The following is a 14,807-nucleotide window of genomic DNA, read 5'->3' as shown; positions in this document are numbered from 1 at the left end:
GAAGACATCGGCACGGGGGTCGCTGTCACGAGGCCAGGGCCAGCCCGGCCTCGTCGCAGCAGCGTGCAAGATGGTCATAGCCCTTGCGGGCATAGGTCAGTGGATGGGCCACGGCGGGATCCTGCTCGGCCTCCACCACCACCCAGCCCTGGTAGTCGTGCGCGACCAGCCCCTGGAACAACCGGCCATAGTCGATGAAGCCATCACCGGGCACGGTGAACATGCCGTCCAGTACCCCTTCCAGGAAGCTCCGGTTGCGGTTGCGCACATCGGCCAGCACCTCGGCACGGATATCCTTGCAGTGCACATGGTTGACGCGTGCAGCGTGACGCTCGAGCACGCCGAACGGATCGCCACCGGCAGCCACCAGGTGGCCGGTGTCCAGCAGCAGGCCCAGCGCCGGTCCGGTGGCCGCCATCAGCCGGTCGATGTCGGCCTCGGATTCCACCAGCGTTCCCAGATGGTGGTGATAGGCGATCTGCACGCCCTCGCGCTGGCAGTGTTCGGCCACCTGGTCAAGGCGCTCGGTAAACAGCGTCCATTCCTCGTCGCTCATGGTGGGGCGATGGCTCAGCGGTACCCCCATCTGTCCATGCACGCAGCGCGAGACCTCGCAGAACACCATGACCCTGGCGCCGAGCGCCTTGAGCAGTTCCAGATGGGGCGTCAGCGCTGCGATCTCCTCCTCGGCGCTGCGGGTCAAAAGCTCGGCGCTGTACCAGCCTGACACCAGCGACAGTTGGTGACGCTCGAGGATCGGCCCCAGGGTGGCAGCGTCGCGGGGGAACTTGTGGCCCAGCTCGAAGCCGTCGAAACCGGCCTCTCGTCCCTCGGCGAGGCAGGTCTCCAGCGGGGTGTCTCCGCCCAGCGAGGGCAGGTCATCGTTGGTCCAGGTCAGGGGGTTGATGCCCAGTCTTATGCTCATGGCGTCCTCCGGCGTTCGGTGCTCCAGGCGCCGGCGCGCCTGGAATATTTGGTTGTTGTGGCAGAGCGGACTCGGGCCTAGAGATTTCTGGCCTGACGCGCCTTGTGGGACTGATAGCGCTCGCGGGCGTCCACCACTTCCTGACGCGGCGAGACTTCAGGCACCGCCACGTCCCACCAGGCACCACCTTCCTTGGTGTCGTTGAGGCCATCGGTGTCGATGGCGATCACATAGCTGATGTCGGACGCCTTGGCGCGCTCGAGGGCCTGCTCAAGCTCAGCGATATTGGCGACCTTCTCGCTATTGGCGCCCAGGGCGGCGGCGTGGGCGGCGAAGTCGGTCTTGGGCGCGCCGGCCTCGACGCTCAGGCAGTCCTCCAGCCGGTTGTTGAAGCCGGGGCCGCCGCAGAATTGCTGAAGTCGATGGATGCAGCCATAGCCACGATTGTCGAGCACCACCGCGATGATCTTGTGCCCCAGCATTACCGAGGTGGCGATCTCCGAGTTCATCATCAGGTAGGAGCCGTCACCGACCATCACGAACACCTCTGAATCGGGCAGCGCCATCTTGGTGCCGAGGCCTCCGGCCAGTTCATAGCCCATGCAGGAGTAGCCGTATTCCATGTGGTAGCCGCGATCGAAGCGAGTACGCCACAGTTTCTGCAGCTCGCCCGGCAGGCCCCCCGCGGCACACACCACGATGTCGCGTTCGCCGGCGGCGCGGTTGACCGCCCCCACCACCTCGGCGTCACAGGGCAGCCCGGTGCCGCGATCCTGGGTCACCCGTTCCACGGTGGCATTCCAGTCATCGCGCAGCGCGGCCGCCCGCTCGCTCCAGGACGAGGCCGGCCGCCACGGGGCGGTGCCCTGCTCGAGCCCGTCCTTCAGGCTGACAAGGCTCAGGCGGGCATCGCCCACCAGCGGCTGGGCGTAGTGCTTGACCGCATCGAAGGAGGCCACGTTGAGACACAGTATCTTCGCCTCGGGGTTGATCAGCGCCCGGGAGCCAGAGGCGAAATCGCCAAGCCGGGTGCCCACGGCGATGATCAGATCCGCTTCCTGGGCCAGGCTGTTGGCGGCGGCTGAACCGGTCACACCCAGGGTGCCGACGTTGCTGGCATGGTCCCAGGGCAGCGCGCCCTTGCCCGCCTGGGTCTCGGTCACTGGCACCTGGTAGCGGCTGACGAAGGCGTCGAGCTCAGCCAGCGCCTCGGCGTAGTGGACGCCGCCACCGGCCACCAGCAGCGGTCGCTCGGCCGAGCGGATCAAGGCGATGGCATCGTCGAGCTCGCGCGGGTCGGCGGCCTGACGGCGCAGGTGGTGTACCTTCTCGGCAAAGAAATGCTCGGGATAGTCGTAGGCCTCGGTCTGGATGTCCTGGGGCAGCGCCAGGGTCACCGGACCACACTCCACCGGGTCAGTCAGCACTCGCATCGCCTGGGGCAGCGACGTCAGCAGTTGCTCCGGCCGGGTGATGCGATCGAAGAAGCGACTCACCGGCTTGAAGCAGTCGTTGGAGGTCAGGGTGTGGTCGTGGAAGTTCTCGACCTGCTGCAGCACCGGATCGGGCTTGCGCGTGGCGAAGGTGTCGCCCGGCAGCAGCAGTAGCGGCAGTCGATTGACGTGGGCCACCGCCGCCGCGGTTACCATGTTCACCGAACCAGGACCGGCGGAGGCGGTACAGGCCATCACTTGGCGCCGATTGAGCGTCTTGGTGAAGGCAATGGCGGCGTGGCACATGGCCTGCTCGTTGTGGGCGCGGTAGGTCGGCAGCGTCTCACGGGCCTGATACAGCGCCTCGCCGAGGCCGGCCACGTTGCCGTGGCCGAAGATCGCCCAGACGCCGGGAAACAGCGGCTTGATCTGGCCGGCGACGTTCACCTTCTGGGCCTGCATGTAGCGGATCACCGCCTGGGACATGGTCAGTCGAATCGTGGACATGGCAATGCTCTCGGAGATGGCTGCCGGGTCCTGAGGGGACCCGGATTATCGTTATCTTGGTCATGGTCTGGGAGCGCTACCACGCTCACCCCCATTTCGCTCATTCTCGTTCAGACGCTCTGGCGTTCTTTCCAGCAGTCCACCAGTTCGCGGTAATTGGCGACGACATCGTCGATCAGCGCCTGGTCGTCGGCCTCGCCGGCGAGCCAGCGACGGCTGGGCTCGGCAAAGATCGAGCGCCCCACCGCGAAGCCCTTGCACACGTCGAACCCGGCGCTGTCCATGAAGCCCTTCTTGAGCGTCTCGAGGGGCGCATCGAGCCCCAGCATCACCACGCCGCGACAGTGAGGGGCGCGTCGCGCCAGCAGCACGCTGATGCGCTCCCAGGCCGCGGGGGTCTGCGGCGGCAGCTTCCACCAGTCGGGATAGACGCCGAGGTTGTAAAAGCGCTGCATGGCGTTGAGAAAGGTATCGTCATCGCTTTGCTGATCCTTGGGCGGAATGATCTCGAGCAGCAGCTCGTGCCCGGTCCGGAGGCAGGCGTCATACAGCTCCACCACCTGGCGCTCCTGGGTGCGGCGCAGGTCGAGCTGGTCCTCCGGGTGGTAGAACACCAGGCACTTGACGATGTGCTCGCGAGGCCAGGCGGCCAGTCGGGCACCGATATTGCGCCCGCCTTCCAGCTCGATGGGACGCGAGCTCGGCAGCTCTACCGGGCGGCCAATCCACCAGCCGCGCCCGGTCACGTCATTGAGTGCATCCTGACCGTAGGTGTCGTCGATCAGCACGCCCATCTGGCTGTCACCGATATGTCCGGCGCCCTGCTCCGCCGCCTGCACCAGCAGCCGTTTCAACGTCTTGATCCTTCCGGGGTCGGCGCCAACCTCCCGGGCCATGTCGTAGAATTGCTTGCGATGGTCGAAGGCCAGCACGCACAGATCCGACCACTGCGTCGGGCTACGCTGGGTGGTGACCCGGTGCAGGTGGTTGAGCCGCGTGTCCAGGTCGGGACGCGGGATATCCTCGGCGCGACTCAGGTAGTCGTCGAGTTCCTCGCTGCTGGGAATCGCCGGGGCACAGCCGTGGCGGGAGACCACCAGGGCCCCGCAGGCGTTGGCGTAGGCACAGCTTTGCTCATGACTTTCACCGTTGAGCCAGCCGCGCAGAAAACCGCTGAGGAAGGCGTCACCGGCACCCAGCACATTGAGCACCTCGACACGCACCCCGGTGAATACCTCGAACTCGGACTCGCTGTCGGGAATCTCACCGTCGAGCACGGTGCAGCCCTGCGCGCCCAGCTTGAGCACGATGGTGGCATCGCTCAGCTCGCGAATACGCTTGAGCGCGGTGATGGTGTCGGTGCTGCCACCGGCGATGTGGACCTCTTCCTCGGTGCCGACCACCAGGTCCAGGTCCGGCAGAATGGTCTGCAGGTGGGCGCTGACACCATCATCGGAGATAAAGCGGGTCTCGCCGTCACCCAGCGAGGTCAGGCCCCACAGCACCGGACGATAGTCGATATCGAGAATCACCTTGGTGCCGGCCGCCTTGGCGTATTCGATGGCGGTCTTGCTGGCCTGATAGGTGCCGTCGGTGGAGAAATGGGTACCGGTGATCAACAGCGCCCGACTGGAGGCGATGAACTCGGGATCCATGTCATCGGCACTGATCGCCATGTCGGCGCAATTGTCGCGATAGAAGATCAGCGGAAAGGTGTCCTGATCCTTGATGCCCAGGATCACCAGACCGGTGAGTCGTTCCTGGTCGGTGATGACCTGACTGACGTCCACGCCCACCCGGGCCAGTTCCTCGCGTACGAAGCGCCCCATGTGCTCGTCGCCGACCCGCGTCAACATGGCAGACTTCAGCCCCATGCGAGCGGTACCGTAGGCAATATTGGCCGACGAGCCGCCGAGGTACTTGTTGAAGGACGACATGTCCTCAAGCCGGCTGCCGATCTGTTCGCCGTAGAAATCCACGGCCGCTCGGCCCAGGCAGATTAGGTCCAGCGTCTTGTTGGTGGTCATGGCGTCACCCTGGTGTGGTCACGATAAGCCGTGCTCTGCCCGTGACGGGCGTCCCGACGACTTTGGATTGTTCGTTCTATTTGAATCCATGATAGAACTGATATTCCACTCGTTCAATCTCTGGAACAACCGATTCAGTTCATCTTTGGTCGTAGCAGTGTCCGGGAAGCACGGGAGCCTGCCGTCACGCTCCCGGGGGGCAAGTCGCCCCACCCGGTGGCGCCGGACAGGGCGTGGAGGTAGCGCGGCCAGGACGAGCCTCAGCGTAGGTTGAAGTAGGTATCGACGTAGCGCTGGATCTCCTGGCGCATAAAGCGCGAGGAGTCTTCGGCGCGCTCTTCCCAGGCGAACACACAGGCGGTCATGATGCCGTCGAAGCCGATCTCGGCCAGCGTCTTGAAGAACAGATCCCAGTCGATCTCGCCCTGGCCGATATCCAGATGCTGGTGGATGCGGGCGGTGGAGCCCGGCGGATTGATGATGTAGCGCAGCCCCGACGATCCCTTGTGATTGAAGGTATCCGCCACGTGGACGTGGGCCAGCACCGGGGCGCTGTCACGGATCATCTGCGCCATGTCATCGCCAAAGTGGAAGGTATGGGGTGCGCAGTAGAGAAACTTCACGTTGTCCGAGTCGATGGTACGAATCATGTCCACCGCCGGGTGCAGCGTCTCGACAAAGTCATCCGGGTGTGGCTCGACGTTGAGCTGGATGCCTTCGCGCTCGAAGATCGGTACCAGCTCCTCCATCGAGCGCCACCAGGCGGCCTCGCTGGATTCGGTGGTGGCGCCGCCATGGCAGCAGGCTGAGCAACTGCCACGCTCGGGGTGCGGGCCACGACCGAACTCGGAGTTCATGGTGTCCACCCCCATTTCCACCGCCACCTCGATGGCCTTCTTCCAGTACTTCACCGCCGCCTGGCGCTCGTCCTCGTGGGGACTGGCCCAGCGGAACATCGGCAGCAGCGAGGCGATCTCGACCTCGCTGTCCTTGAGCGCCTGCTTGAAGGAGCGCAGGCGGGACGGGAACACCCGGGGGTGGACGAACCAGTCGAAGAAGTCATCCCGGGGCGACAGCTCGAGATAGTCGTATCCCAGGTCCTTGGCCAGGCGCGGCAGCTTTTCCAGGGGCACGTGGCGATGCATGAAGGGGTCGAGGGCGATTTTCATGGAAGTCTCCTTATCATTGTTCACGCTCAGGTTCAGGACGTTGTCACCGAACCAGGTGGGTGGCGTTCAGCACGACACGGGGGGATCGCCGCGTGGTCAACCGCGATGGATGTGGCGGTCACAGCGGCGATTCAGGCCACACCATCGCGGATGACGTCAATGCTGCGCGCGAGGGCATCCGCCGGATCCTGCAGCTCGTGTACCGACTCGGCGAAGGGCTCGAAGGACAGGTAGCCGCGATAACCATCGGCGAGCAGGCGACGCACCTGTTCGACGTTGTCGAGACGATCGCCCTCACCCACCAGCACCCGGTTGCCGTCGAGCATGGCGTCGAAGGTCAGCGTCGGATCCTCGACGCCGGACAGGTGAACCAGGCCGGTGCGCGCGGCGAACAGTGCCGCTTCACCGGCCCCTCGATGGTGAAAGGTGTCGTGCACCAGCGAAAAGCGCGCCGGCTCCGATGGCCCCAGGATGGCGACGGCCTCGTCGATGGCGGCCAAAGCGTCAGCCTTGAGTCGCAACGACGAGTCAGGAAAGCCCAGTGGCTCGACGAACCCCACGAGCCCGTGACGATCCAGGATTGCCCCCAGCTCCACCAGCGCCTTGACCACATCGGTGGCTGTTGGTGCCTCGTCGGGCGCGGCGACCAGCGGACACAGCACCAGACCCCGGGCGCCCGCCGCCGCTGCCCGTTCGGCCAGGTGCTCGGCCTGAACGGCGCGCTCCTTGTCCCACACATTGAACGGATACAGCGCATTGACGCTGAGCACGCTCAGACCCAGCTCCCGGGCCAGCTCTCCGGCGGCAACGGCCTGCTCGAGGGTCGCCAGGCTGTTGTCGCCGACATCGTTGCGCAGCTCCACCGCGTCGATGCCGAGCTCGGCGGCCAGGCGCATCAGCTGCTCGATGGAGTAGCGAGGACAGACCATATGGTTAAGGGCAAAGTGCAGTGATCGAGATGGCATGGGGCGCTCCCTGAGCCGAGAAGAAGGTGCCGGAAACGTCACGTCAGAACTGTTTGCAACCGGTTAGGTCGCACTTTAGAACAAAAATTCCCAAGATCAAATAGAGGGAATGTTTCCTCCTCTGGTGCCTTGGCATACAGCTGATTGTGGCTTTTTCCCGCTAATCAATCATCTGGGCTCGGCTTCTAGCCCACGAAGACCGACGGCGTGGCCGCAACTTGTCGACCAAAGTACAAGGCGCCCCCCCCTCCTCCAGGGGAACAATGATAGCCTTGGCACTGAATGAAACGTTCCATCCGAACGTTCTATACTAAAGCATAAATGGAATTTTTATTCCCAATTGACTAGGGTGATCCCAGACGACGGCCAACGCTGGGCAACACCCTGCAACCGAGTGAACCGCCATGGCAGAGCTACCTCAGGATTTCAGCGCGCTGGAAGCGCAGATCACCGAGCAGTACCCCGACCTCAGCCGTCGCCTGCAGCAGACGGCGCGTTTTCTGCTCGATCACCCGCAGGAAGTAGCCTTTTCCACCGTGGCGAGGCTGGCCGAGCAGGCGGGCGTCACGCCGTCCACGCTGATTCGCTTTGCCAACAGCCTTGGGTTCAAGGGCTTCTCGGACATGCAGAAGCTGTTTCGCTCGCGCCTGGTGGATGAGTTGCCCAACTACTCAGAGCGCATCCACGCGGTGCGCTCCGCCACCGGTGAAACCCCCAGCGGCTCTCAACTGCTGTGGGAATTTGCCGACGCCAACCGGGAAATGCTCGAGCAACTCCCGGGGCGTACCGACCCGCGTCAGCTGGAGAGCGCGCTGGACCTTCTGGAAGGCGCCGAGGCGGTGCACCTGATGGGCATGCGCCGCACCTTCCCGGTGGCAAGCTACCTGCAGTACGCACTCAACCACGTCGACAAGCGCTGCTTCTTGATCAATGCCCTGGGCGGTATGCATCAGGAACAGGCACGGGCCATCGGCCCCCGCGACGCCCTGCTGGCGGTGAGCTTCTCGCCCTACGCCTCGGAAACCCGCGAAGTAGCCGAACAGACCCGTGATAAAGGCGTGCCGGTGGTTGCCATCACCGATTCCACCCTGAGCCCGCTGGCCCGCGTCGCCGACGTGACCCTGGTGGTACAGGAAGCGGAAGTGAAGAGCTTCCGCGGCCTCACCGCCACCCTGTGCCTGGCCCAGAGCATGGCCATCGCCCTGGGCGTGCGCCAGGACAGCGCCGCCGACAAGGGCTCGTCTCCCGAGGCCCCTGCCTCGGGCTAGCCGCCAGCTCGCCCCTCGACACCCTGGCCCGCCCACGCCCCGCGCCCTGCGCGACCGGGCAGGCCATCAACAGGAGATCCTGTCCATGACATCGCTTCTTGTACGCCCCCAGAGCCCCGACGCCGACGGCAAGGTGCTGGAAGTCACCCCGCAATCCGCTGGCTGGGACCACGTCGGCTTTCGTGTCCACCGGCTGCAAAAGGGTCAGCGTCTGAGCGGCGAGACCGGCTCTCGCGAACACTGCCTGGTGCTGTTGAGCGGACGTGCCACCGTCGCCGGCGCCGGCGAACGCTGGGAGGACATCGGCGAGCGCATGGACATCTTCGACAAGGTGCCACCCTACTCGGTCTACCTGCCCGATGGAGCGGACTTCGAGGTCGAGGCACTGACCGATCTCGAGATCGCGGTGTGCAGCGCACCGGGCCACGGCAACCACAAGGCCAGGCTGATCGCGCCACAGCAGGTCAAGTGCTCCACCCGCGGCGGCGGCACCAACACTCGGCATATCCACGACATCCTGCCGGAGACCGAACCCGCCGACGGCCTGCTGGTGGTCGAGGTCTACACACCGCCAGGCAACTGGTCGAGCTATCCGCCCCACAAGCACGACGTCGACAATCTGCCCGAGGAGTCGATCCTCGAGGAAACCTACTACCACCGGCTGAATCCGAGCCAGGGCTTCGCCTTTCAGCGGGTCTACACCGATGACCGCTCGCTGGACGAGACCATGGCGGTAGACAATGGCTGCTGCGTGATGGTGCCTCGGGGCTACCACCCGGTGGGTGCACCTCACGGCTACGAGCTTTACTACCTCAACGTGATGGCCGGTCCCAAGCGCGAATGGAAGTTCAAGAACGACCCTGAACACGAGTGGATCGTGCAGCAACAGTAACCGTACAAACTCCGCCGATTCCGGCAGCCCAGGTAAGGGCTGGCGTCATCGGCGGACCAAGGAACGTCTCTCTCTTTGCCCCGCCACCGGCGGGGCTTTTTTATGGTGCATCGCTTCCCTTTTCCGTCAGCCGCGGACAGGCCATCTTGGCAGCAGCCTTGACCAGCCTATTCATATCGCTAACGACTGATGGTCTGCTTCAGCGCATCGATCGACGACTGGATACCGGCCTCGGAGGACATGGTGAAGTCCTCCATCTCGAGGCTGACCCAGTCGTTGTAGCCCTGCATCCGCACCACCGAGAAGAACTCCTTCCACCACTGAAGGTCATGTCCCGCCCCCACCGCCACATAGTTCCAGGCGCGATTGGCGACGTCGGTGACCTCGGCGAGCTCGAGCAGACCGTTGACATCGGCCAGCCCCCGCTCGATGCGGGTATCCTTGCCGTGGCAGTGGTGGATGGCATCGCCCAGCGCCCTGGCCGCGGCGATCGGGCAGGCCCCCATCCAGAACAGGTGCGACGGGTCCAGGTTCATGCCGACCTTGGGCCCGATCTCGTTACGCAGGCGAAACAGGGTCTGGGGGTTCCACACCAGCATCGCCGAAAAATTTTCCAGCGCGAATCGCTCGACACCGACCTCATCGGCCAGCCTCACCAGGCCGTGCCAGTAGGGAAAGGCGCAGTCTTCCCACTGGTACCGATCGCGCTCGGGCATCTCATCGGGCCAGCTCTTGGTGTAGACGAGCCAATTGGGCACGCTGTCCCCCGGCGCCGCCGCCGGCAGGCCCGACATGGTGACGATGCGCTTGACCCCGATCTCACCGGCGAGCCGGATGGTCTGTTCGATCTCACCTCGGTGGCGCTCGCCGAGTTTCCCCGGGTCGAGCGGATTGCCGGAACAGTTCAAGGCGGCGATCTTCAGTCCCCGGGCGTCGATCTCCTTCAGGCGTGAGGCCAGCAGGCTTCTATCGGCGAGCAGTTCGTCGGCACGAAAATGCGGCGCCGGCGACCAGCCACCACCGGTCATCTCGATACCTTCCACCCCGAGCGCCACGCACTTGTCGAGCATCTCGGTAAAGCTGAGGTCCGCCATCACATCGGTACAGATGGAGAGCTTCATGGCATTGTCCTTGTCATATGGCTGTGTGGTTTCGCCGTTGCTCGGGTGGACGCATAGGCGGCGGCGCGGGTACAAAGGGCTCTTCCGGCGACGGCTTATGCAAAAATCGCAATAGGGTCAACACCGTCACCCGACCCGATGCAACCGGTTGCAAACAGGCCAGCACGAGCCTAGTATGGAATGAAAAATTCCGTCAAGGAGCATCGATGAATATTCGTTCCGATCGCGACCAAGGTCGCAAGGTGACCTCCGCCCAGGTGGCCGAACGGGCCGGTGTCTCCAAGTGGACGGTGTCGCGGGCCTTCACTCCCGGCGCCTCGATCTCAGAGAATGCCCGACAGCGCGTGATGGAGGCCGCCGAAGCCCTGGGCTATCGCCCCAACCTGCTGGCACGAAGCCTGACCACAAGACGCACTCAACTGATCGGCGTCGTCGTCGATCAATTCGCCAACCCGCATACCCAGGCGATGCTGAATGCCGCCACCCTGGCGCTGCAACAGCGGGGCCAGCTGTCGATACTCTTGAATATTTCGCCACCGGTGCGCTCGGGTGAGCTGCTCGATATCGCCGAGCGCTTCCAGGTCGACGGGCTGTTGTTTCTCGGCACGGTGCTGAGCGAGGACATCGTGCGCTTTGCCACCGAGCGCCAGCACGTGCCACTGGTGCAGCTGTTTCGCACCACCGAGGTGGACGGGGTGCAGATCGTGGCAATTCAGGAGCATGCGGCTGGCGCCGAAATCGCCCGGCTGCTGCTCGGCGAAGGTCATCGACGGCTGGGCTATCTGGCCGGCCCCGACAGCGGCAGATCACGACTGCCCCGTCTCGACGGCTATCGCCAGACGCTTGAGGATCACGGCCTGACCCTGGCAGCCACGCTGGCTGCCACGGATTATCGCCACGCCCTGGGGTATCAGGCGATGCACGACTACCTGCAAAGGACACCGGCGGCACAGCGCCTGGATGCGCTGTTCTGCGAAAACGACATCCTTGCCATCGGCGCCCTCGATGCCCTGCACCAGGCCGGCCTCGACGGACAGCTGGCGATCGTCGGCTTCGACGATATCGAGCTGGCCGCCTCACCGCGCTACCGTCTGACCAGCTACCAGCCGAACCTCGATGCGGTGGTGGACAGCGCCATCACACACCTGCTCGATCGACGTATCCCAGGTGACCCAACGCTGCTCCCAGGCCGGCTGGTGGTGCGTGACTCTCATCGCTTTGCTGGAAAAGATTGAGTCACAAGCCCAGAGCCCCGGGGCTCACACCTCCTCGACGTAGACCGTGCGCCCCTCGCGACGTGAGATATCCGCCGCCTCGGCCAACCGCAACGCTTCGACACCGTCCGTGATGCCGGCGCGGGGCGCGCGGCCTTCCCGCCAGCTCTGGTAGAAGTCGTCGAGCTCTCGGCGATAGGCCTCGGCGTAGCGCTCGAGAAAGAACCAGCGCGGCGCGTCCTCCAGTTGGCCCTGCTTGCCGACGAACTTGAGTCGGGTGTCGCACTCGTTCTGGGCCTGCAACATGCCGTCACTGCCGAAGGCCTCGATGCGCTGGTCGTAGCCGTATACCGCACGCCGAGAATTGCTGATGGTGCACAAGCGCCCCGAGGCGGTCTTCATCACCACCACCGCGCTGTCCACATCCCCGGCCTCGCCGATGGCCGGGTCCACCAGACAACTGCCGCTGGCGTAGACGCTGACGATGGGCTCATCGAGCAGCCAGCGGGCCATGTCGAAGTCGTGGATCATCATGTCGCGGAACAGCCCACCGGAACCCTTGACGTACTCGAGGGGCGGCGGCTCGGGGTCGCGACTGGTGATCGCCAGCGTCTCCAGCTTGCCGATGCGGCCCTGCCCCAATTGATCCTTGAGCGCCGAGAACTGCGGGTCATGGCGACGATTGAAGGCCAAGGCGCAGAGGCTTTGCGCCACGCGCTCGGCGGTCGCCCGTGAAGCCGCCAGGTCCAGGGCGATGGGCTTCTCGCACAGCATTGCCTTGCCTGCCGATGCGGCGCGCTCCAGGTAGTCGATATGGGTCGCGGTGCTGGAAGCGATCAGCACGGCGTCGATCTCAGGGTCCTCGAACACGTCATCGATGTCCCGAGCCCGGGAGCCGAAGTCCCGCGCCAGGGTCTCGGCGGCCTCGGGGTAGGCATCCACTACCGCCGCCAACGTGACCTCGGGATGGGCGGCGATGGACAGTGCGTGCACCCTGCCGATCCTTCCTGCTCCGATCAATGCCAGTTTCATCCTCTGCTCCTTGTATCCATGTGCATTGCCGCGAAGGGGTATGCCTTGGTGGCTTTCAGGCGAACGGGATTACCACGATCAATCGTCGATCGACAGTGAGACCCCGGCAGCCCCCAAGCCTGTTGCCCAGCCTACGCAAAAAGGAACAAACATTCCGCATAGACCAAAGTATAGAATTTTTGAATTGTTAATTTCTCCCTTGGAATCTACATTTCATAACACGACGAATCGAAACATCCGTCCGCGAGTTCGAAACACGTCCATCAACACTGCGGACGTCTCCGCCCCTACAACAAGACGACCCTCACAAGGAGTCACCATGAGCACCACCGCCTCTCCCACCAGCCAAGATAAGGACGAGCGTCTTGCCCACGTCAGTCCGCTGAAGAAAGCCCTGCACCGACCGGAGTTCGGCTCCGTCGCCGGCGCCCTGCTGGTCATCGTGTTCTTCGCCCTGGTTGCCTCGGGCACCGGCATGTTCTCCGGCGCCGGGGTGATCAACTTCCTCGAAGTCTCTGCCCAGCTCGGCATCCTGGCCGTAGCGGCGGCGCTGTTGATGATCGGTGGCGAGTTCGACCTGTCGATCGGTTCGATGATCGGCTTCGCCGGCATGTTGATCGCTATCCCTGCGGTGCAGTACGGCTGGCCCATCTGGGCGGCGCTGTCCTTCGCCTTCGGCTGCGCCCTGGCGATCGGCGCCTTGAACGGCTGGCTGGTGGTCAAGACCGGACTGCCTTCCTTTATTGTCACCCTGGGCTTTCTGTTCATCCTGCGCGGGGTGGCTATCGGCATTCCCCGCCTGATGGCGGATCGCACTCAGATCGGCGGGGTCCATGACGTCATCGGCAACGACTGGTTCGCGGCGCTATTCAGCGGCGAGGTCGGCGAGGGCTTCTTCCTCTGGCTGTCCGAGATCGGCGTGATCGGTACCAACTTCGCCGGCAATCCCACCGTCAGCGGCATCCCGGTCTCCATCGTGTGGTGGCTCGGCCTGACCGCGCTGGCCACCTGGGTGTTGCTGTTCACCCGCTTCGGCAACTGGATCTTCGCCTGCGGCGGCGACAAGGAAGCGGCACGCAACGTCGGTGTCCCGGTCAATCTGGTCAAGATCGTGCTGTTCATGTTCACCGCCTTCGCCGCCTGCGTGTTCGCCGCCCTGCAGGTGATGGACACCGGCTCGGCCGACTCCATCCGCGGCATCCTCAAGGAGCTCGAGGCGATCATCGCGGTGGTCATCGGCGGCGCCCTGCTCACCGGTGGCTATGGCTCCGCCATCGGCGCCAGCTTCGGTGCGCTGATCTTCGGCATGGTGCAGATGGGCATCTTCTATACCGGCGTCAACACCGACTGGTTCCAGGTATTCCTCGGCGCGATGCTGCTGATCGCGGTGCTGTTCAACAACTACGTGCGTCGCAAGGCGCTGGAGGCCAAGTAATGAACGCTCCCGTCCCGATGATCGAAATGCGCGACGTAGCCAAGCACTTCGGCAGCGTGATCGCCCTGAGCGGCATCTCCATGAAGGTTCACTCCGGCGAGGTCATGTGCCTGCTCGGTGACAACGGCGCCGGCAAGTCGACCCTGATCAAGACCCTCTCGGGGGTCCACGTACCGACCCACGGCGAGTTCCTGGTCGACGGCAAGGAGGCCCACTTCAGCTCGCCCTCGGATGCCCTCGACGCCGGCATCGCCACGGTCTTCCAGGATCTGGCGATGATCCCGCTGATGTCGATCACCCGGAACTTCTTCATGGGCCGCGAGCCCACCAGGGGCTGGGGACCGACCCGTCGCGTCGACTGGACGTTCGCCGATCGCGTCGCCAAGGAAGAGATGGCCAAGATCGGTATCGATGTGCGCGATCCGGCTCAGCCGGTCGGAACCCTTTCCGGTGGCGAGCGCCAGTGCGTGGCCATCGCCCGGGCGGTGTACTTCGGTGCCAAGGTGCTGATCCTCGACGAGCCCACCTCGGCGCTCGGGGTCAAGCAGGCCTCGGTGGTGCTGCGCTACATCGCCAAGGCCCGCGCCGATGGTCTGGCGGTCATCTTCATCACCCACAACGTGCACCACGCCTATCCGGTGGGTGACGCCTTCACCATCCTCAAGCGCGGCTCCAGCTTCGGTACCTTCCGCAAGGACGAGGTCAGCCGTGAGGAAGTGCTCAACATGATGGCCGGTGGCGCCGAGCTCGAGAGCCTGGACGCTGAGCTTGCCGAATTTCAGCGCGCCGATGGCAACGGCCAGGCGGCCTGAACAGGGA

12 protein-coding genes are annotated in these 14,807 nt (G+C 64.3%); 5 read left to right on the top strand and 7 right to left on the bottom strand.

Annotated elements, in window-relative coordinates:
• Positions 1-25: 25 nt before the first annotated feature.
• From iolE to NFH98_RS00900, 5 genes are all read right to left on the bottom strand, one after another.
• On the bottom strand, positions 26-925 hold the full coding sequence (gene iolE / locus NFH98_RS00920; RefSeq protein WP_045993157.1) for a myo-inosose-2 dehydratase: 900 nt from the start codon (positions 923-925) through the stop codon (positions 26-28).
• Between the two features lie 77 nt (positions 926-1,002).
• Positions 1,003-2,865 carry a 3D-(3,5/4)-trihydroxycyclohexane-1,2-dione acylhydrolase (decyclizing) gene (gene iolD, locus NFH98_RS00915; RefSeq protein WP_348815155.1) on the bottom strand — a complete coding sequence of 621 codons (1,863 nt, stop codon included), beginning with the start codon at positions 2,863-2,865 and terminating at the stop codon, positions 1,003-1,005.
• A 110-nt stretch (positions 2,866-2,975) separates the two neighbouring features.
• Entirely contained in the window at positions 2,976-4,892 is a 1,917-nt protein-coding gene (locus NFH98_RS00910) for a bifunctional 5-dehydro-2-deoxygluconokinase/5-dehydro-2-deoxyphosphogluconate aldolase (protein ID WP_108449516.1), read from the bottom strand.
• 260 nt (positions 4,893-5,152) lie between these two features.
• A complete protein-coding gene (locus NFH98_RS00905) occupies positions 5,153-6,061 on the bottom strand; it encodes a sugar phosphate isomerase/epimerase family protein (RefSeq protein WP_349622106.1) in 909 nt (302 codons plus the stop codon).
• 131 nt (positions 6,062-6,192) lie between these two features.
• The gene (locus NFH98_RS00900; RefSeq protein ID WP_349622105.1) at positions 6,193-7,026 is read right to left on the bottom strand and encodes a TIM barrel protein; all 834 of its coding nucleotides are present in this window, start codon (positions 7,024-7,026) and stop codon (positions 6,193-6,195) included.
• A gap of 404 nt (positions 7,027-7,430) precedes the next feature.
• Between NFH98_RS00900 and NFH98_RS00895 the strand changes: the two genes are divergently transcribed.
• Both NFH98_RS00895 and iolB read left to right on the top strand, forming a co-directional pair.
• Positions 7,431-8,294, top strand: a complete 864-nt coding sequence (locus NFH98_RS00895; RefSeq protein WP_045993152.1) for a MurR/RpiR family transcriptional regulator — start codon at positions 7,431-7,433, stop codon at positions 8,292-8,294.
• An 85-nt stretch (positions 8,295-8,379) separates the two neighbouring features.
• Entirely contained in the window at positions 8,380-9,186 is an 807-nt protein-coding gene (iolB, locus tag NFH98_RS00890; protein WP_045993151.1) for a 5-deoxy-glucuronate isomerase, read from the top strand.
• A gap of 179 nt (positions 9,187-9,365) precedes the next feature.
• Here iolB and NFH98_RS00885 read toward each other — a convergent pair whose 3' ends face one another.
• A complete protein-coding gene (locus NFH98_RS00885; protein ID WP_349622104.1) occupies positions 9,366-10,307 on the bottom strand; it encodes a sugar phosphate isomerase/epimerase family protein in 942 nt (313 codons plus the stop codon).
• Between the two features lie 206 nt (positions 10,308-10,513).
• Here NFH98_RS00885 and NFH98_RS00880 point away from each other — a divergent pair, with 206 nt between their 5' ends.
• Complete coding sequence (locus NFH98_RS00880; RefSeq protein WP_045993149.1) at positions 10,514-11,542, top strand: LacI family DNA-binding transcriptional regulator; 1,029 nt, start codon at positions 10,514-10,516, stop codon at positions 11,540-11,542.
• Positions 11,543-11,566: 24 nt separating this feature from the next.
• On the opposite strand, the gene iolG is transcribed toward NFH98_RS00880, so the two are convergent.
• Complete coding sequence (gene iolG / locus NFH98_RS00875) at positions 11,567-12,553, bottom strand: inositol 2-dehydrogenase (RefSeq protein ID WP_349622103.1); 987 nt, start codon at positions 12,551-12,553, stop codon at positions 11,567-11,569.
• Between the two features lie 319 nt (positions 12,554-12,872).
• Here iolG and NFH98_RS00870 point away from each other — a divergent pair, with 319 nt between their 5' ends.
• A complete protein-coding gene (locus tag NFH98_RS00870) occupies positions 12,873-13,988 on the top strand; it encodes an ABC transporter permease (RefSeq protein ID WP_045993147.1) in 1,116 nt (371 codons plus the stop codon).
• A complete protein-coding gene (locus NFH98_RS00865; protein WP_045993146.1) occupies positions 13,988-14,800 on the top strand; it encodes an ATP-binding cassette domain-containing protein in 813 nt (270 codons plus the stop codon). Before NFH98_RS00870 ends, NFH98_RS00865 begins: the two co-directional genes overlap by 1 nt.
• Positions 14,801-14,807: the final 7 nt, after the last annotated feature.

This window comes from Halomonas sp. H33-56 (assembly GCF_040147035.1).
GTDB classification, from domain to species: Bacteria; Pseudomonadota; Gammaproteobacteria; order Pseudomonadales; family Halomonadaceae; genus Halomonas; species Halomonas litopenaei.
Note: the sequence above shows the minus strand (reverse complement) of the source record. Positions and strands in the feature narration are given on the sequence as shown.